Origin of the sequence: Clavibacter michiganensis, assembly GCF_021216655.1 — a bacterium.
Classification (GTDB): domain Bacteria; phylum Actinomycetota; class Actinomycetes; order Actinomycetales; family Microbacteriaceae; genus Clavibacter; species Clavibacter michiganensis.
Genome location: NZ_CP080437.1, coordinates 2002821 through 2020799 on the forward strand (window position 1 = coordinate 2002821; position 17979 = coordinate 2020799).

Annotated in this window: 16 protein-coding genes; 10 read left to right on the top strand and 6 right to left on the bottom strand. The window is 72.5% G+C overall.

Translation table 11 applies throughout. The features are described 5' to 3' along the window. Positions 1-27: 27 nt before the first annotated feature. The 5 genes from K0V08_RS09335 (at position 28) to K0V08_RS09360 (ending at position 6264) form a co-directional block, all read left to right on the top strand. On the top strand, positions 28-1092 hold the full coding sequence (locus K0V08_RS09335; protein ID WP_231689104.1) for a glycosyltransferase family 9 protein: 1065 nt from the start codon (positions 28-30) through the stop codon (positions 1090-1092). After that, entirely contained in the window at positions 1089-2141 is a 1053-nt protein-coding gene (locus tag K0V08_RS09340; RefSeq protein ID WP_079534169.1) for a glycosyltransferase, read from the top strand. Before K0V08_RS09335 ends, K0V08_RS09340 begins: the two co-directional genes overlap by 4 nt. Next, the gene (locus K0V08_RS16125) at positions 2138-4087 is read left to right on the top strand and encodes a glycosyltransferase (protein ID WP_079534167.1); all 1950 of its coding nucleotides are present in this window, start codon (positions 2138-2140) and stop codon (positions 4085-4087) included. Before K0V08_RS09340 ends, K0V08_RS16125 begins: the two co-directional genes overlap by 4 nt. Beyond that, positions 4084-5487, top strand: a complete 1404-nt coding sequence (locus tag K0V08_RS09355) for a PfkB family carbohydrate kinase (RefSeq protein WP_079534166.1) — start codon at positions 4084-4086, stop codon at positions 5485-5487. Before K0V08_RS16125 ends, K0V08_RS09355 begins: the two co-directional genes overlap by 4 nt. Before the next feature lie 72 nt (positions 5488-5559). After that, entirely contained in the window at positions 5560-6264 is a 705-nt protein-coding gene (locus K0V08_RS09360) for an SDR family oxidoreductase (protein WP_012039376.1), read from the top strand. A gap of 86 nt (positions 6265-6350) precedes the next feature. Here the strand turns inward: K0V08_RS09360 and K0V08_RS09365 are convergent, their stop codons facing one another. The 4 genes from K0V08_RS09365 to K0V08_RS09380 all read right to left on the bottom strand — a co-directional run bounded on the left by K0V08_RS09365 (position 6351) and on the right by K0V08_RS09380 (position 9163). Next, the gene (locus K0V08_RS09365) at positions 6351-6701 is read right to left on the bottom strand and encodes a hypothetical protein (protein ID WP_043561096.1); all 351 of its coding nucleotides are present in this window, start codon (positions 6699-6701) and stop codon (positions 6351-6353) included. Positions 6702-6776: 75 nt separating this feature from the next. Further along, on the bottom strand, positions 6777-7352 hold the full coding sequence (locus K0V08_RS09370; protein ID WP_079534164.1) for a cutinase family protein: 576 nt from the start codon (positions 7350-7352) through the stop codon (positions 6777-6779). Between the two features lie 729 nt (positions 7353-8081). Continuing rightward, a complete protein-coding gene (locus tag K0V08_RS09375; protein ID WP_079534162.1) occupies positions 8082-8459 on the bottom strand; it encodes a hypothetical protein in 378 nt (125 codons plus the stop codon). A 92-nt stretch (positions 8460-8551) separates the two neighbouring features. Next, positions 8552-9163 (bottom strand): hypothetical protein, encoded by a 612-nt coding sequence (locus tag K0V08_RS09380; RefSeq protein WP_012039379.1) that lies wholly within the window; start codon positions 9161-9163, stop codon positions 8552-8554. A gap of 183 nt (positions 9164-9346) precedes the next feature. On the opposite strand from K0V08_RS09380, the gene K0V08_RS09385 reads away from it, so the two are divergent. The 4 genes from K0V08_RS09385 (at position 9347) to rhuM (ending at position 14525) form a co-directional block, all read left to right on the top strand. Then, the gene (locus tag K0V08_RS09385) at positions 9347-10348 is read left to right on the top strand and encodes a glycoside hydrolase family 26 protein (RefSeq protein WP_012039380.1); all 1002 of its coding nucleotides are present in this window, start codon (positions 9347-9349) and stop codon (positions 10346-10348) included. Positions 10349-10460: 112 nt separating this feature from the next. Continuing rightward, entirely contained in the window at positions 10461-11858 is a 1398-nt protein-coding gene (locus K0V08_RS09390; RefSeq protein WP_079534161.1) for a glycoside hydrolase family 26 protein, read from the top strand. Positions 11859-11985: 127 nt separating this feature from the next. Then, positions 11986-13296, top strand: coding sequence for an alpha/beta hydrolase (locus tag K0V08_RS09395; RefSeq protein ID WP_079534159.1), 1311 nt, complete (start codon positions 11986-11988; stop codon positions 13294-13296). A gap of 191 nt (positions 13297-13487) precedes the next feature. After that, the gene (rhuM, locus tag K0V08_RS09400; RefSeq protein WP_012039383.1) at positions 13488-14525 is read left to right on the top strand and encodes a RhuM family protein; all 1038 of its coding nucleotides are present in this window, start codon (positions 13488-13490) and stop codon (positions 14523-14525) included. 121 nt (positions 14526-14646) lie between these two features. On the opposite strand, the gene K0V08_RS09405 is transcribed toward rhuM, so the two are convergent. Both K0V08_RS09405 and K0V08_RS09410 read right to left on the bottom strand, forming a co-directional pair. Continuing rightward, positions 14647-15783 carry a glycosyltransferase family 9 protein gene (locus K0V08_RS09405; protein ID WP_079534147.1) on the bottom strand — a complete coding sequence of 379 codons (1137 nt, stop codon included), beginning with the start codon at positions 15781-15783 and terminating at the stop codon, positions 14647-14649. Positions 15784-15868: 85 nt separating this feature from the next. Continuing rightward, positions 15869-16927 (bottom strand): LacI family DNA-binding transcriptional regulator, encoded by a 1059-nt coding sequence (locus K0V08_RS09410; protein WP_174240069.1) that lies wholly within the window; start codon positions 16925-16927, stop codon positions 15869-15871. Between the two features lie 109 nt (positions 16928-17036). On the opposite strand from K0V08_RS09410, the gene K0V08_RS09415 reads away from it, so the two are divergent. Then, positions 17037-17978 carry a carbohydrate ABC transporter permease gene (locus K0V08_RS09415; RefSeq protein WP_012039386.1) on the top strand — a complete coding sequence of 314 codons (942 nt, stop codon included), beginning with the start codon at positions 17037-17039 and terminating at the stop codon, positions 17976-17978. The last annotated feature ends 1 nt before the right edge of the window (position 17979 follow it).

Below are 17979 nucleotides of genomic sequence, written 5' to 3' on the forward strand. Positions count from 1 at the left end.
ACGATCCTCGACGCCGTGCACCTCCTCATCCACGACCCCGCGCCCCGCCGCGTGCTCGTCGTGCGGCTCGACTCCGTGGGCGACGTGCTCATCTCCGGGCCCGCGGTGCGCGCCGTCGCCGCCGACCCGCGCGTCGAGGTGCACCTGCTCTGCGGTCCGCGCGGCGCGTCGGCCGGCCGGCTGCTGCCCGGCGTCCACGCGGTGCACGTGTGGGACGCGCCCTGGATCTCCTCCCCCGCGCCCGCCGCAGATGCCGCGTCGGTCGACGCGCTGCACGCGATCCTCGCCGAGGTCGACGCGGACGAGGCCGTCATCCTCACCTCCTTCCACCAGTCGCCCCTGCCGCTCGCGCTGCTGCTGCGGCTCGCGGGCGTCGGCCGGATCACGGGCGCCAGCGTCGACTACGCCGGCTCCCTCCTCGACGTGCGCCTCAAGCCCGGCGAGGACCTCGACGAGGACCAGCCCGAGCCCGAGCGCGCCCTCGCGATCGCCGCCGCGGCCGGGCACGCGCTGCCCGCCGACGACGACGGGCGCCTCGCCGTCCTCGACGCGTCGCTGCCCGCCGACGTCGCGGCGCTCCTCCCCGACGGCCCGTTCGCGCTCGTGCACCCGGGCGCCGCCGTGGGCGCGCGCTCGTATCCCGCCGACCAGCACCGTGACGCCGTGGCGCTCCTCGTGGAGCGCGGGATCCCCGTGGTCGTCACCGGCGGCCCCGACGAGCGGGGCCTCACGGCGCACGTCGCCGGATCCGCCGCCCTCGACCTCGGCGGCCGCACCGACCTCGCCGGGCTGGGCGCGCTCATGCGCCGCGCGGCCGTGCTCGTGAGCGGCAACACCGGCCCGGCGCACCTCGCCGCGGCGGTGGGCCTCCCCGTCGTCAGCCTGTTCTCGCCCGTCGTGCCGCCGATCCGCTGGGCGCCGTACCGCGTGCCCGTGATCCTGCTCGGCGACCAGGACGCGGCCTGCAAGCTGAGCCGCGCGCGCGACTGCCCGATCCCCGGCCACCCGTGCCTCGCCGGCGTCTCGCCCGCCGAGGTCGCCGACGCGGTCGAGCGGCTCATGGCGACGAGCCGCACGGAGGTGCCCGCATGAGGATCCTGATGTGGCACGTCCACGGCGGCTGGACCGACTCGTTCGTCCTCGGAACCCACGAGATCCTGTTCCCCACCACGCCCGCGCGCGACGCGTGGGGCCTCGGCCGTGGCGGCCGCGCCTGGCCCGTGAGCGCGCGCGAGGTGGATCCGTCGTCCCTGCACGACGCCGACGTCGACCTCGTCCTGCTCCAGCGCGTCGCGGAGATCGAGGAGGCGGAGCGCCTGCTCGGCCGCCGCCTCGGATCCGACGTGCCCGCCGTCTTCCTCGAGCACAACACCCCGCGCGGCGCCCCGACCGAGACCGTGCACGCGCTGGCCGGCCGCGACGACATCCCGGTGATCCACGTCACGCGCTTCAACGCGCTCATGTGGGACACCGGCGTCGCGCCCACGACGGTCGTCGAGCACGGCGTGCCCGACCCCGGCGCGCTCTACACGGGCGAGGTCGCGTCGTTCGGCGCGGTGATCAACGAGCCCGTGCGCCGCGGCCGCATCACCGGCACCGACCTCCTTCCAGCGTTCGCGGCGGTCGCGCCCGTCGAGGTGTTCGGCATGGGGACGGATCTGCTCCCGGGTGCGTTCCCGGACCTCGGCGAGCGCATCGTCCCGCGCGGCGACCTGCCCACGGCCCGCATGCACCCCGAGCTCGCGCGCCTGCGCGCCTACGTCCACCCGCACCGCTGGACCTCGCTCGGGCTGTCCCTGCTCGAGGCCATGCACATGGGGATGCCCGTGCTCGTGCTCGACGCGACCGAGGCGTCGCGCGCGGTGCCGCCGGACGCGGGCGCGATCTCGTCCGGCCCGGCCGACCTCGTGCGCGTGGCCCGGCTGCTCCTCGCGGATGCCGACGAGGCCGCCCGCCGCGGCCGCGTCGCCCGCGAGGCCGCGCTCGCCCGCTACTCGCTCGGCCGGTTCCTGCGCGACATGGACGCCGTGCTGCACGACGCCGTGGACGCGACCGCTGGCCGTCGCGCCCGGCGCGCGCCCGCCGCATCCGCCCCCACGCACTCCCCGCACCACCCGCTCGACGAGAGGACGACACGATGAGGATCGCGATGATCTCGGAGCACGCCAGCCCGCTGGCGACGCTCGGCGGCGTGGACGCCGGCGGCCAGAACGTGCACGTGGCCGCGCTGTCGGCCGCGCTCGCGGAGGAGGGCCACACCGTCACCGTCTACACGCGCCGGGACGACGCGGCGCTGCCCGCCCGCGTCGCGTTCGCGCCCGGCGTGGAGGTCGTGCACCTCGACGCCGGACCCGCCCGCGCGGTCCCCAAGGACGAGCTGCTTCCGCACATGGGCGAGCTCGCCGACGGCCTCCTCGCCGACTGGCGCACCGCCCGACCCGACGTGGTGCACAGCCACTTCTGGATGTCCGGGGTCGCCGCGCTCGACGCTGCCGCGCGGCTCGCGTCCTCCCCGGTCGGCGCCGCCGCGGCCCCGCCCGTGCTGCACACCTTCCACGCGCTCGGATCCGTGAAGCGCCGCCACCTCGGCGCCGAGGACACGAGCCCCGCCGCGCGCGCCGAGCTCGAGCCGGGCGTCGGCCGCCGTGCCGATGCGGTCATCGCGACCTGCTCCGACGAGGCCGCGGAGCTCGTGCGCGCGGGCGTCGACGCGGCCCGCATCACCGTGATCCCGTGCGGCGTCGACATCGGGCACTTCACGCCGCGGGCGTACGACGACGCCGCGGACGCCGACCCGACGCACCCGATGCGCGTCATGGTCGTCGGCCGCCTGGTGCCGCGCAAGGGCGTCGACCTCGCGATCGAGGCCCTCGGGATCCTCGCCCGCCGCGGCCGCCGCGACGTCGAGCTGGTCATCGTCGGCGGATCCGGCGACGCCGCCGACGCGGGCGAGGACGCCGAGGCCCGCCGCCTGATGGACGCCGCGCGCGCCGCCGGGGTCGCCGACCGCGTGCGCCTCCACGGCCGTGTCTCCCAGGCCGACATGCCCGCCGTGATGCGCACCGCGGACGTCGTGGTGTGCGCGCCCTGGTACGAGCCGTTCGGCATCGTGCCGCTCGAGGCGATGGCCTCCGGCGTGCCCGTGGTCGCGTCGGCCGTCGGCGGCCTCACCGACAGCGTGGTCGACGGCGTGACGGGGATCCTCGTGCCGCCGCGCGACCCCGCCGCCATCGCGGACGCCCTCGGGGAGCTCCTCGCGGATCCCGCGCGCCGCCGACGCCTCGGCCGCGCCGGCCGCGACCGCATGGAGCACGGCTACGCGTGGTCGACCGTCGCCGCGCGCACCGCCGACGCCTACCGCGCCGCGATCCAGGCGGCCGCACCCGACGCGCTCCCCGCCGACCCGACCGTGGTCGACGCCCACCTCGACGCGCTCGCCCCGGTGCTCGCCGACCTCCGCACGCACGCGCCGCGCCTCACCGCGTGGGGCCGCGAGATGGCCGACCGCATGAGCCACGGCGCGCGCCTGCTCGCGGCGGGCAACGGCGGATCCGCGGCCGAGGCCCAGCACCTCACGAGCGAGCTGGTGGGCCGGTTCGACGGCGATCGCCGCCCGTTCTCGGCCATCGCGCTGCACTCCGAGTCGTCCGCGGTCACGGCCATCGGCAACGACTACGGCTTCGACGAGGTGTTCGCCCGGCAGGTGCACGCGCACGCGAGATCCGGCGACATCGTGGTTCTGCTCTCCACGAGCGGGCGCAGCCAGAACCTGCTCCGGGCCGCGGCCGCCGCGCGCGCCGCCGGGGCGACGACCTGGGCGATGACGGGACCGGGACCGAACCCGCTGGTGGAGGCGTGCGACGAGCACATAGCGCTCGACGGGCCGTCGGCCAACGTGCAGGAGGCGCAGCTCGTCGCCGTGCACGCGATCTGCCGCTCGTTCGAGAGCCGCCTGCAGGCGAACGACCGGGCGGCGGCGCGCGCGTCGGCCGCCCCTGCTCCGGTGTCGGGGGCCGCGTCCGCGTCGATCCCCGCGACGGTCGCGCCCGCGTCCACCACGGCCGAGCCCGCCGAGGTGCCCGCATGAGGTTCGTCGTGGTCGGCGACGTGCTCCTCGACGTCGACATGACCGGCGCCGCCCACCGCCTCAGCCCCGACGCGCCCGTGCCGGTGATCGAGGTCGAGGAGTCGCTGCCCCGCGCGGGCGGCGCCGGCCTCGTCGCCACGATGCTCGCGCGCGACGGCCACGACGTGCGCCTCGTCACCGTGCTCTCCGACGACCGCCACTCCGCGACCCTCCGCGAGTGCCTGCAGCGGATCGAGGTGGTCGCCGGCCCGTCCGGCGCGCCCACGCCCGTGAAGACCCGCGTCCGCGCCGACGGCCACGCCATCGCCCGCATCGACGAGGGCTGCGCGCCGCCGCCCACCCCCGCCGCGACCGACGAGATGCTCGACGCGATCGCCACGGCCGACGCCATCGTGGTCGCCGACTACGGCCGCGGCGTCACGCGCGATCCGCGCCTCCGCGCCGCCCTCGACGCGCGCGCCGCCGTGGTGCCGCTCGTGTGGGATCCGCACCCCGCGGGCGAGCCGCCCGTCCCGAACACGGCGCTCGCCACCCCGAACCTCGCCGAGGCACGCGCGTTCTCCGGCGTCGCCGGGCGTGACGTCGCCGCGGCCGCTGACGCCGCCCGTCTCCTGCTCGAGCGGTGGGGCGTCCGCACGGTCTCCGTCACCATGAGCGAGCGCGGCGCCCTGCTCGTGTCGGCGCCCGTGTCGGGCTCGGGCTCGGGCTCGGAGGGCTCGGCCGGCGGATCCATGCCCGTCGTCGTCCCCGCCCCGCTCGTCGCGACGGGCGATCCGTGCGGCGCGGGAGACCGGCTCGCTGCCACGGCCCTCGCCGCGCTGGCCGCGGGATCCCCCGTCGAGGACGCCGTGCGCGACGCCGTCGCCTCGGCCGCCGAGTACGTGGACGCGGGCGGCGTCGCGACCCTCGTGGGCCCGCCAGCCGCGCGCCCCATCGGCGGCCACGCGGCGAGCGCCCTCCAGGTGGTGCGCGCGACCCGCGCCTCCGGCGGCACCGTCGTCGCGACCGGCGGCTGCTTCGACCTCGTGCACGCCGGCCACGCCCGCACCCTCGCCGCGGCCCGCGCGCTCGGCGACTGCCTGGTCGTGCTCCTCAACTCGGACGACTCGGTGCGCCGCCTCAAGGGACCCGAGCGGCCGATCATGACCGAGGAGGACCGCGTCGACCTGCTGATGTCGCTCGGCGTCGTGGATGCGGTGGTGCTCTTCTCGGAGGACACCCCCGAGGAGGCGCTCCGCTCCATCAAGCCCGACCTCTGGGTCAAGGGCGGCGACTACCGCGCCGAGGACCTCCCCGAGTCGGCGGTCATCGCCGAGTGGGGCGGCCAGGCCGTGACCGTCCCGTACCACCCAGGCCGCTCCACCACGAAGCTCGCCGGCGCCCTCGCGCGCGTCGGCTGAGCCCCCGATCCGCACCACTCCCCTGAACCACCGCGCCCACCAGGCGCGATCCGCACCACGGAAGGAACACCCATGACCGACTCCCCCCGCCCCAGCACCGGCCGCGTCCTCATCACCGGAGGCGCGTCCGGGCTCGGCGCCGCGGTCGCGCAGGCGGTCCTCGCGGCCGGCGGCGAGCCCATCGTGCTCGACCTCGACACCTCGAGCGTCACCGGCATGGAGGCCCACCGCATCGACGTCTCCGACACCCGCGCCACCGAGGCGCTCGTCGCCGAGATCGCGCAGGCGCACGGCGGGCTGGATGCCGTCGTCACCGCCGCGGGCATCGACCGCTGCGGCCGCCTCGTCGACGTCGCCCCCACCGAGTGGGAGAAGGTCATCGGCGTGAACCTCATGGGCACGGTAGCCGTCGTCCGCGCGGCGCTGCCGTTCCTCACCGAGTCGCACGGCCGCGTCGTCACCGTCGCGTCGTCGCTCGCCATCAAGGCCGTCTCCGACGCGACCGCCTACTGCGCCTCCAAGTTCGGCGTGCTCGGCTTCACGCGCGCACTCGCCGCCGAGACGAAGGGCGAGGTCGGCGTCACCACGCTGATCCCCTCCGGCATGAAGACGCACTTCTTCGACGACCGCGACCCGAAGTACAAGCCCGGCTCCGACGCGAACCTCAACGACCCGGCCGCCGTCGCCGACTCGGTGATGTTCATCCTCGGCCAGCCCCGCGGCTGCGAGATCCGCGAGCTCGTCATCACCCACGAGCTGGAGGACAGCTGGCCGTGAGTCGCGGCTGATCCGCGCACCCTGCGCCCTGCGCGCATGAGACGAGCCCGCCCCCGCATCGCGCGGGGCCGGGCTCGTCTCGTCGCTCAACCGATGGACACGCCCGTCATCACAAGCGCGGCGACGGCGACACCGATGGTGAGGATCATCCCCGCGATCGGGATCCGCCGACTGGGCTGCCGTCGAGCGATGAAAAAGACCGTCACCACTGTGCTGAGCACGGCAACCGAGGCAATGCCTAATGCACCGAACCTGTATCCGAAGTCCGCTAGCCCGTAATCACAATCCGGATCGTTGTACCCACAGACACCGAGCAGTCCGCTGAAAGCGATGTTGTTGATGTAGGCAATTGTTGCAACAACGAGTTCCGCGACGAGCAGCAGAACAGTCGACCCGTACGGCCGCGCGCGCGCCTTTGCATCGTTGGATGCCATCATTGATAAATCCTTCGTTCCGGTTCTATAGGCCGTCGTGACCTTGGCCCTCGCCGCGTGAGCCTCGGAGCTCCAGCGCTAATCCGCAGTGGTCAAGAAGCTGCGAAGGAACTCAAAGGCATCCAGTTGCGTCGAGGCGTTCCCGTACGACTGATGGGCGGTTGCCGAGGTCCCCGACTGACAGAACAAGTCGTCGGGGACGCACCAGGAATGGATCATCGTCACTGGCGTGGCGCTCGTCGTGGAAGTCCTGTCCCAGGCGTTCAGTTCACCTTTTCCTCTTGCGAAGCGCCCGTTGCCGTCCCCGTTCGCCGAGTCATCCCACGGTTCCCCAGCCCTGTAGGCCGGATCTCCGAAGAGAACGACGCCGTCAAGATTTTGCCTTGCAACGACGGAAAGTTGAGTGCGATCAGACAACACGTCACCGATTATATGGGCGCCTTGCGAGTATCCAGCCAACTGTATGGTCGTGTCAGGACAGTCGGTAGCCAACGAGTTTATCTCGCCGCGGAGGGCGATGACGCCATCCCTCTCGCTCTCGATGTACCCATCATTGGTCAGATCGGGATAGATGACCGCTGGATACCTGAGCGCCTCGATATATACGGGAATGTTCTGCTCGACGGCGAACGCAGTTATCAATCCTGCCATCATGTCACCTTGTCCTCCCGTGCCGTGAGCATATACATACGGCGTCGCCCCTGTCCCGCTGCCGGCTTGACCGTCGTACGAACCACGAACTGCAATCAAAGTGGACACGCCGCATCGCTGGTCCGACTCGCTGGCGATCGCGGGAGAGGCTCCCGACAGTGCCAGAGCCCCTACGACACTGGCAATCAAGAGTAGACCCGCAAGTCTCCGCGCAGGCCGCCTCGCGATGCTAATTGAAAAGACCACGCACCCACCCCTCCTCGTAAAAATATTGATTCAAACCACACACCGTGGACACCGCTGCCTCCGATCAGCAAAATAACTTATCGCTAGGCAAGGACGCCCCCGGTCGACCCTCAGGCGCCGCACCCAGTTACCACGCATCAGTACTACCAGAATCTGACACAAACCCCGATGCCTCTTTGACCTTGATTGCAGCACAAGCATTCTGGTTCGCCTCGTTCATCGACAGGCCAGCAGTGCGTAGCCGCAATCTCCCCCTTGGAGAAGCGGCCTCCGAGGCAAAGCTATCGGCCAATCGAATTTCTCTGCTAACAGAATTAGAGATCATTGCATTTGCCTCGTGATCCTGATATCGACTGACGCCCGGGGCGCGCGAAGTGACCACGTGGACGCGACGTCGCGCGGAGACCTTCACCGACGCACGCCCTCGATCGAAAGCAATAGCCCGGCCCAGCATCACGCGGGGCCGGGCTCGTGTGCTCTCGAGGGTCAGCGCAGAGCGATGCCGGTCATGATCTGCACCGCGACGTTGATCGCGAGGATGAGCGCGATGCCCGCGACCGGCGCCCACGCGGCCGGCACGCGTCGGGTGCGGCAGACGACGGTGGCGACGGTCGACAGCACGAGCACCGCGATGGTCCCGACGACCCAGAGTCGCGAGGCGTCCGTCTCGAGGGCGATGTCGCAGGCGCCCGAGACCCCGCAGCGATCCGGCAGCCAGCTCACGAGCACCATGGCGACGAGCCCCGCGAAGCCGAGCACCCACTCGACCACGAGCAGGACGGTGGCCAGCCGCGCGTCGTACGGCGGCCTGGTCGGAACGGGCCCGGCGACGCTCGGGCGGCGGACGGTCTGCTGGTCGCTCATCGGATCCCCCTGATCCGGGCACGCACTGCGCCCGTCGATCCCCCGACGCTATCCGCGACCCCACCCCCGCGGAAGGGCCTTGCGCCCCCGCCTCAGCCCGGCCGCACCAGCGTCACGCCGCGCAAGCCTGAGAACCGCGCGAACTCCGCCACCCCGAGCCGGGCATCCGCCGCCGTGGATCCGACGCCCGACGGATTGTGGAACGTCGCCGTCTCCCCGTCGAACGCGTGGACCAGCACGAGGTGCCCGCCGCGCCTCGTCGCCGGCCGCTCCGGGTAGCGGATCTCCGACGACACCGACGCGAGCACCACCCGCCCCTCGCCCACCTCGGCGAGCAGCTCGGGCACGGGGATCCGCGGATGCACGACCGCCTCGATCACGAAGTCGTCGCGCACCCACTCCGTGAACGGCCGGTAGTACAGGCCGCCGACCTCGTCGCCGTCGCGGGTGAGGGCTCCGCGGGCGACGGCCCGCGTGATCAGCTCGTGCATGCCGAGGTCGCCGGCCGCCGGGATCCACGCGCGCAGCACCGACCGCAGCCCCGCGAGCCCGCACACGTGCCGCGACCAGAACTCGTACTCCTCCGCCGACGGATACCCCTCCACCCGCCAGTCGAAGAACCCGGTCGGGCTCTCACCGCGCTCGACGACCGCCGCGTTGCAGGCGAGGTCGCCCCACTGCGACTCGTACGGGTACATGGCCATGCGCGCTCCTCGGGTCGGGTGCGTCCACATTCCCACGGAGACAGGCACCGACGCCCCGAGCGTCGCGTCGACCCCCACCCGCCCATCACCTGACCGTCCGGCCGTGGACGGACATCGGCCGGGGATCCCAGGGAAGCGCGGGATAGCTTCCAGGGAGCGGACATCCGCAGAAAACTGGACAAAATGACGCACCACCCCCGCACCATCCGCACCGCCACCACCCTCATCCTGGGTCTCGCCCTCACCGCCGGGATCCTCACCGCAGCATCCCCGGCCACCGCCGCCACCGGCCAGGCCCCCACCGTCGCGAGCGCCGCTCCGACCGTCTCCGACGCCCGGCTCCGATTCGGCGTCGCGACCCCCGGCGGTCCCACCGCCGGCGGCGAGCTCGACGCCGTCGCCCAGCAGGTCGGCGAGGCCCCGAGCATCGTGCTCTCCTACGCCGACTTCACGCAGGCGCCACCCATCCAGGCCCTCGACCAGGTCCGCGCCCGCGGCGCCGAGAGCCTCCTCACCTGGGAGCCGTGGAAGGCCGGAGCGGGCGTGGACCAGCCCGCGTTCACGAACGCGAGCATCGCCGCGGGCGACCACGACGCCTACATCCGGGAGTGGGGCACCGCCCTGGCGAAGTGGGGCGGTCCCGTCTCCCTCCGCTACGCGCACGAGATGAACGGCGACTGGTACCCGTGGGCCGACGGGGTCAACGGCAACGCGCCGGGCTCCTACGCCGCCGCCTGGCGTCACGTGCACGACGCCGTCGTCGCCCAGGGCGCGACCAACGTCCGCTGGGTGTGGACGCCGAACGTGCCGTACACCGGATCCACCGCCCTCGCGGGCCTCTACCCGGGCGCCGGCTACGTCGACGTCGTCGGGCTCGACGGCTACAACTGGGGCTCCGTCGCGGGCCAGCGCTGGACCGCGCCGAGCGACCTGTTCGGCTTCGGGCTCGAGCGGCTGCGCGCCGTCGCGCCGGGCAAGCCGATCATCATCGCGGAGACCGCGTCGTCCGAGGTCGGCGGATCCAAGGCCGAGTGGGACACCGACCTCGTCGCGTTCCTGCAGGCCCAGCCGGACGTCGTCGCCTTCGTCTGGTTCGACATGGACAAGGAGGCGGACTGGCGCATCGGCAGCTCCGCGTCGTCCGCCACCGCCCTCCGCGACGCGCTCGCCGCCCGTCGCGTCTGATAGCCGCTCAACCCCCGCCATCGGATCCCGTCGCTCGGCGGACATCCGGTGGACGGGTCGCACCGAAGAACATACGCTCGCATGCATCCATCGGGGGAAGGACCCTACCGCCATGCCCACTCGCCGCCGTCTCAAATGCGCCGTCGTCACCGCCGTCGCACCCGCGGTCGTGACGGCCACGGTGCTCGTCGCACCGGCGACCGCCGCCCGCGCCGCCTCGACGCAGGCCGTGCCCTCGGCACCCGCCGCGATCGTGCTCTCCGTCGCCTCCGGCCCGGTCGGCACGCCCGTGACGGTCACCGGCACGGGCTTCGCCGCGAAGAAGGCCGCGGTCGTCGCGGTCGGGTCGACCACGAAGCGAATCACGACCACCGCCACGGGCGGGTTCACGGCCGCGGTCACGATCCCCCGCACCTCGCTCTCCACCATCCGGATCACCGCGACGGCCGGCACCCGCTCGGCCGGGGCCGCCTTCACCGTCACGACGGCGAAGTCGAGCGGATCCTCACGCCTGGGCACGTCCGCTCCGGCACCCACGACCGCGCCGGCCCCGACGCCGGCCCCCGCTCCCACGAGCGCGCCCACGTCCTCCGCCGCTCCGGCCCCGGCGACCTCCTCGACCGCACCGGCCGCATCCACCGCCCCCGCCATCAGCTCCGCCCGCCTGCGCCTCGGCCTCTCGACCCCCGGCGGCCCCACGGCGAACGGCGAGCTCGACGCCGCGTCGGCGACCCTCGGCGAGAGCCCGTCCATCGTGATGAGCCACGTCGACTTCACGCACCCGGCGCCCATCGCCGGGCTCCAGAGCGTCGCCGCGCGCGGTGCCGACAGCCTCATCACGTGGGAGCCCTGGCAGGGCGGCGCGGGCGTCGACCAGGCCGCGTACACGAACGCGCGCATCATCGCGGGCGACCAGGACGCGTACATCCGCTCGTGGGGCACCGACCTCGCGAAGTACGGCAAGACCGTCTACCTCCGCTACGGACACGAGATGAACGGCAACTGGTACCCGTGGTCGGACGGCGTCAACGGCAACGCATCCGGCTCCTACGTCCAAGCGTGGAAGCACGTGCACGACCTCGTGGTCGCGCAGGGCGCCACGAACGTGAAGTGGGTGTGGAGCCCGAACGTGCCGTACCCGGGATCCACCGACCTCGCCTCCCTCTACCCCGGTGCCGACCAGGTCGACGTCGTCGCGCTCGACGGCTACAACTGGGGCGCCGTCGCCGGCCAGCGCTGGACCGCGCCGGCCGACCTCTTCGGTCCCGGCATCGCGCAGCTGCGCGCCGTCGCGCCCGGGAAGCCGCTCATCATCGGCGAGGTCGCCTCGAGCGAGACGGGCGGATCCAAGGCCGCGTGGGACAAGGACCTCGTCGCGTACCTGCAGGCCCAGCCCGACGTGCTCGGCTTCGTGTGGTTCGACTTCCAGAAGGAGGCGGACTGGCGCATCGACAGCTCCGCCGCCTCCGCCACAGCCCTCCGCGAGGCGCTCGCCCTCCGGCGGGGCTGATCCCGCGCGACCGGGCGGCGCACAGTCGCCGCCCAGCCGGCGCATGGGCGTCACGAGGAGAGCGCGGCCTACGATCTGATCTGCGCCCGTCCGACCCGACGGCGGCGCACGCGATGAGGAGGCGGTGGTGACCCGAGCCCACCGGCGGCGCGAGACGGCGCTGGCCCTCGCCGCCGTGCTCGTCGGCCTCGTGATCCTGCCGGCCCCACCCGGATCCGGCGTCGAGGGAGGCTTCGCCCAGCTCGACCGCTACGCCGCCCTCACCCAGGCGCAAGCCCAGCGGATGATCCAGGCGCACCCGGCCCTCGAGCTGCAGGTGATGGATGCGTCGCCCGCGCGCGTCGTCTCGTGGTGGGCCGCCAAGGACCGGAAGCACCAGCGCGCGCTGATCCGGAGCTCGCCCGCGCTCGTCGGCAACCTCGACGGCGTCGACTACGCCTCGCGCGACGCCGCCAACCGACGCCAGCTGCGCGCCGAGCTGCGCACGGAGCGGGAGGCGGTCGCCGCCCACCCCGACGACGCCGACGCGCGCGACCGGCTCACCGCCCTCACGGCGATCCGCGACGCGCTCAAGCCCGAGGCCCGCGCGGGCGGGCACGCCGAGCCGCGGCGCTGGCTCGTGTCGCTGAGCCACCGGGATCCGCCGCTCGCCGCCATCGCGGTCGGCGACCTCGACACGGCCCGCCAGGTCACCTTCACGGTGCCGGGCATGGGCACCTATACCGACGACATGCAGCTCTGGACCGAGACCGCGCAGAACGTGTTCGACGCGCAGGCGTCGGTCGGCGCTCCGACCGCGCACGCCGTGGTCGCGTGGATCGGCTACCGCACGCCGCCGCCTGGGGTCGACGCGACGCTCGGCGACTACGCGGAGCGCGGCGCCCCGCTGCTCGCGAGCGAGATCGCCGGCCTGCAGGCAGCGAGGCACGGCGGCGACCTCGCGAGCGTGAACGTCATCGCGCACTCGTACGGATCCACCATGGCCGCCGACGCCCTCGCCGCCCGCGACCTCGGCGTCGACTCCTTCGTCATGCTCGGCTCGGCCGGCGTCGAGGACGGCATCGAGGACGCGCGCCAGCTGCACGCCCGCCACGTCTACGCGGGCGAGGCTGCGGACGACGACGAGGCCGTGTGGGGGCGGCTCTCGCGGCAGGATCCGCGCGCGCCCGGCTTCGGTGCCACCGTCATCTCCGTCGACGGGGATCCCGCGCGCGGCCTCCTCCCCGTCACCACGCACGCCCCTGTCCTGCACTCGTCCTGGAACGACGACCCGGACTCGCGCGCCTGGACGACCATCCGCGATCCGGCCCAGCGCGCCGCCGAGTTCGCCGCGCACGAGAAGACGTACGGCTATCTCGACGCGGGCACGGAGTCGCTCCGGAACGCGGCCATCGCGACGACGCCGCACGCGACGGCGCGGCTGGACGCGGCGGGCTGAGCGCCGGAAGCTCATCTCCCGGGAGTGCGGCTGACATCCCTCACCTGGCACATGCTGGAGGCTCGACAGCCCGCTCCTCAGCGCGATACGGCACCGCCGCGCCGCCGCGCCCACAGGATGTCGCCGGCCTCGAATAGGGTCGTCCGAAGTCGAGCGGCACGCGGGCGATCGGCCACGGGATGGAGCACTGCATGATCGAAGGCACGGGTCGGTTCATCCTGTACACGGAGCCCGGCGGAGCACAGGTGCAGCTCCATGCCGTCGACGGGACGGTGTGGCTCACGCAGTCTCAGCTCGCGGAGCTGTACGGGACATCCGTCGTCAACATCGCGCAGATCATCCGTCGGATTCTCGACGACGGAGAAGTCACCGAGGCAACAATTAACTCTGAGTTAATTGTTCGCCGGGAGGGAAATCGTGATGTGAGGCGGGAGATGACCGTCTACGACTTGGAGATGATCCTCGCCATCGGCTATCGCGTCACGACAGACAGGGGTGTGCAGTTCCGACAGTGGGCGACCACCGTGTTGCGCGAATACCTCGTCAAGGGATTCGCGATGCAGGACGAACGCCTCAAGGATCCTGCCGGAGTCGACTACTTCGACGAGCTCCTCGAACGCATCCGGGACATCCGTTCGTCCGAGAAGCGCTTCTACCAGAAGATCCGCGACATCTTCGCGGCGAGCAGTGTCGACTACGCCCCGGGGAACGCCGCCGCCAAGGAGTTCTTCGCGACCATCCAGAACAAGCTGCTGTTCGCCGTGACTGGTCTCACTGCAGCTGAGCTCGTCGTCGCGCGCTCTGACCCCGAAGCGGAGAACATGGGCCTCACCAGCTGGAAGGGTGAGCGTGTCCGGAAGGGGGACGTGACGACGTCGAAGAACTACCTCACCGCGGACGAGCTGAGCGCGTTGAACTTGCTCACCACGAGATTCCTCGACTTCGCTGAGGACCGGGCCCGACGCCGGATGACGACGTCCATGGGCGATTGGGTCGCGCGGACGGATGGCTTCCTCCTATTCGACGAGCGCAACATCCTGACCGGACCTGGCACCGTCTCCGCCGACGCAGCAGCCCGCGTGACGGCCCAGCGCTACGCGGAGTTCGACGATCACCGACGCGCAGATGATGCGGCGGCTGCCGATCTCGCAGATGCTGACGTGATGAACGCCCTGGAACGCGCCGGACGCACGCCTGTGACAGGAGAACCTCCCGAAGACAGGAGATAGCCCTGCGGCGGCAGGTGCAGCATCCTGTGTCGTCGAGGGCACCGTCTTCGCAAGGCTCGCCGAGAGCCTGCGTTCAGCGACGTCGGCCATGGTGCCTCTCGCCGACGACGGAGCCCGATCTTCAGGCGCCGACGCGCTCCCCGAGCGACGCCCGCCGCAGCTGCTGCACGTCCGCGTGCACGTCCTCCACGCGCACCCCGGCGACGTGCGACGGGTCGTGCGCGCAGCGCTCGGCGGTCCAGCCGACCTGGGTCACGTCGACGCCGCAGACGGGGCAGCGCGTGGTCCAGCCGATGTGGATCCGGTGCCGCGTGCGCCCGAACGCCGCCGCGTTGATCACGTTGCCGAACCAGAAGACGCCGACGGTGCGCGCGCCGACGGCCTGCGCGAGGTGGCGCGGGCCGCTGTCGTTGCCGAGCACCACGTCGGCGTGCGTGAAGAGGCCGGCGAGCTCGCCGAGGGTGAGCGCGTCGGCGAGCGAGGTGATCCGCCCGGCCTGCTCCGCGGACAGTCCCTCCCGGCCGAGCGCCACGATGCGCTCGGCGTCCGCGGCGTCGGTCGCGTCGCCCACGACGACCACCTGCGCGTCGTCCGCGGCGGCCTGGCGCGCGACCTCCGCGAACGACTCGACGGGCCACCGGCGGCGCGGGTCGGTGGCGCCCGGGTGGATCACGACGAGCCCGCCCGGCGCGCCCGTCACGTGCTCGGACGCGGCCGCCCGCTCGGCGTCGGTCACCTCGACGACCGGCTCCAGGTCGGCGACGGGCGCCCCCGCGAGCCCCGCGACCTCGAGCCCGCGCAGCACCTCGTGCTGGTAGTAGACGTACGGGATCACGCGCTCGAGCCGCTCGGCGTCGTCGGTCGCGGTGCCCACGGTGTGCCGGGCGCCGAGCCGCAGCAGGAACGGGTTGGAGTTGCGGCCGCCCCCGTGCACCTGCATGGCGAGGTCGAAGCGGCGCGCGCGCATCCGGGCCGCGAACGCCTCGATCTCCGCCGGGTCCGGATCCGTGCCGGGCACGTCCCGCACGCCGTGCGCGACCGGCAGCACCTCGATCTCGTCGGGCCCGCCCGGCCGACCGGCGAGGAGCGCGCGGTGCAGCGGCGTGCCGAGCAGCGTGATCCGCGCCCCCGGGTACGCGGCCTTGAGCGCCGCCATCGCGGGCAGCGCGAAGATCAGGTCGCCGAGCCCGCCGCCGCGCAGCACGGCGATGGAGCGGACGTCGGGGAATGTCTCGTGGAGCGGGGCGACGACGGGCACGGGGCGGCCTCCAGTTCGGGCGGGCGGGTCCCCCACCCCGTTCCCCGCGGCGGCCGCATCGAAACGGCCGCGGGCGGGCGGCGGATCAGCGCGCGTCGCCCCGCGGCGCCGCCGCGCTCTCGCGCACCACGAGCCGCGTCGGCACGATGCGGTCGCCCGAGGGCTCGCGGCCGTCGAGCATCTCGAGCAGCACCTGCATCGAGCGGCGGCCGATCTCGGTGAAGTCCTGGTGCACGGTCGTGAGCGGCGGCCAGAACGAGCTCGACTCCTCGGTGTCGTCGAAGCCGACCACGCTGATGTCGCCCGGCACCTCGCGGCCGAGCTCGTGCAGCGCGTGCATGATCCCGAGCGCCATCTGGTCGTTCGCGGCGACGATGCCCGTGATGTCGGCGCGCTGCCCGAGCTCCTTGCCGATGCGGTAGCCCGACGCCGTGGTCCAGTCGCCCTGCGCGGGATCCTCCGGCTGGAGCCCGGCGTCGAGCATGGTCGCGCGCCACTCGGCCGCGCGGCGGGCCGCCGAGTAGGAGGTGGAGGGGCCGGCGACGTGCACGATCGCGGTGTGCCCGAGATCCAGCAGGTGCTGCGTCACGAGCCGCGTGCCCTGCTCCTGGTCGGTGTCCACCACCACGAACGGGTCGCCCGCGTCGGAGTCGATGATCACGACGGGCAGCCCCACGGGGATGATCACGTCGGCCCGGTCGAGCATGTGCGCCTCGATGATGATGACGACCCCGTCGACCGCCTCCTCCTGCAGCCGGCTGAACGCCCCGGCCACCTCGCCCTCGGTCGGATGCGGCACCGGCATCAGCGTGATCGTGTACCCGGCGCCGGACGCGGCCGTGACGATCGCGTCGAGCGTGCGCATGTTGCCGAGGGTGGAGAGCGTGAACATGATGATGCCGATGCTGCGGAAGCGCCCGGTCTTCAGCGCCCGCGCGGCGCTGTTCGGCCGGTAGCCGAGCTCGGCCATCGCGTCCATCACCCGCTGCCGGGTCGAGGCCTCCACGTTCTGCGCCCCGTTGGACACCCGGGACACCGTCTGGGCCGACACCCCGGCGTGCGCGGCGACGTCGGCCATCGACACGGTGCGGCCGCCGGGCGTGCGCCGGCCACCCGACTTGACGGCCGACGGTGGAGATGTCATGGTTGCGAGCATCACAGATGTTTGCGCAAACACCCAATCGCCCCGAAAGGGGTGACGGCCCTCCCCCGGGGGCTGGATGCGCGGAGATCCCCCGACGAAGTGGAACAACATGACGACGATGTCGACCTCGGCCACCCGGCCGAAGGCGCCCGACGCGGCCCGCCCGAGCGGTCCCCCGATGCGACGCGACAAGCGACGCTGGACCGGACTGGGCTTCGTCGCCCCGTTCCTCGTGGTCTTCCTCGTCGTCCTCATCGCGCCCGTCGGCTACTCGATCTACCTCAGCCTGTTCCAGGAGCGGATGATCGGCGGCAACTCGTTCGTCGGCATCGCGAACTACACGCAGGCGCTCAACGACCCGAACTTCTGGGACGCGCTCGGCCGCGTCGCCCTGTTCCTCGTCGTGCAGGTGCCGATCATGCTCTTCATCGCCCTGTTCGCGGCCCTCGCGCTCGACTCGGCCCGGCTGCACTTCACGGCGTTCTTCCGCATCTCGATCTTCCTGCCCTACGCCGTCCCCGCGGTCGTCGCGGCGCTCATGTGGGGCTTCATCTACGGCAACCGCTTCGGCCTCGTCGGCAACGTCGAGCAGGCCACCGGCTGGGACCTCCCCGACCTGCTCTCGCAGAGCTGGATCCTCGCGTCGATCGGCAACATCGTCACGTGGGAGTTCGTCGGCTACAACATGCTGCTGTTCTACGCGGCCCTCCGCGTCATCTCGCCCGACCTCTACGAGGCCGCCGAGCTCGACGGCGCGGGCCCGTTCCGCATCATCACCGGCATCAAGCTCCCCGCCATCCGCGGCGCGCTCGTCATCGGCGTGATCTTCTCCATCATCGGCAGCTTCCAGCTCTTCAACGAGCCGAACATCCTGCAGACGCTGGCGCCGAACGCGATCAGCTCGTACTTCACCCCGAACATGTACGCGTACAACCTGTCCTTCGCGGGACAGCAGTTCAACTACTCCGCCGCCATCGCGATCATCATGGGCGTCCTGACGATGGTGGTCGCCTACGTGGTGCAGCTCGTCGGCACCCGGAAGGACAGCTGAC

Coding starts and splice junctions, on each gene's coding strand:
- K0V08_RS09340 (WP_079534169.1), top strand. CDS start 1,089: ATGAGGATCCTGATGTGGCACGTCCACGGCGGCTGGACCGACTCGTTC.
- K0V08_RS16125 (WP_079534167.1), top strand. CDS start 2,138: ATGAGGATCGCGATGATCTCGGAGCACGCCAGCCCGCTGGCGACGCTC.
- K0V08_RS09355 (WP_079534166.1), top strand. CDS start 4,084: ATGAGGTTCGTCGTGGTCGGCGACGTGCTCCTCGACGTCGACATGACC.
- K0V08_RS09360 (WP_012039376.1), top strand. CDS start 5,560: ATGACCGACTCCCCCCGCCCCAGCACCGGCCGCGTCCTCATCACCGGA.
- K0V08_RS09365 (WP_043561096.1), bottom strand. CDS start 6,701: ATGATGGCATCCAACGATGCAAAGGCGCGCGCGCGGCCGTACGGGTCG.
- K0V08_RS09370 (WP_079534164.1), bottom strand. CDS start 7,352: ATGATGGCAGGATTGATAACTGCGTTCGCCGTCGAGCAGAACATTCCC.
- K0V08_RS09375 (WP_079534162.1), bottom strand. CDS start 8,459: ATGAGCGACCAGCAGACCGTCCGCCGCCCGAGCGTCGCCGGGCCCGTT.
- K0V08_RS09380 (WP_012039379.1), bottom strand. CDS start 9,163: ATGGCCATGTACCCGTACGAGTCGCAGTGGGGCGACCTCGCCTGCAAC.
- K0V08_RS09385 (WP_012039380.1), top strand. CDS start 9,347: ATGACGCACCACCCCCGCACCATCCGCACCGCCACCACCCTCATCCTG.
- K0V08_RS09390 (WP_079534161.1), top strand. CDS start 10,461: ATGCCCACTCGCCGCCGTCTCAAATGCGCCGTCGTCACCGCCGTCGCA.
- rhuM (WP_012039383.1), top strand. CDS start 13,488: ATGATCGAAGGCACGGGTCGGTTCATCCTGTACACGGAGCCCGGCGGA.
- K0V08_RS09410 (WP_174240069.1), bottom strand. CDS start 16,927: ATGACATCTCCACCGTCGGCCGTCAAGTCGGGTGGCCGGCGCACGCCC.
- K0V08_RS09415 (WP_012039386.1), top strand. CDS start 17,037: ATGACGACGATGTCGACCTCGGCCACCCGGCCGAAGGCGCCCGACGCG.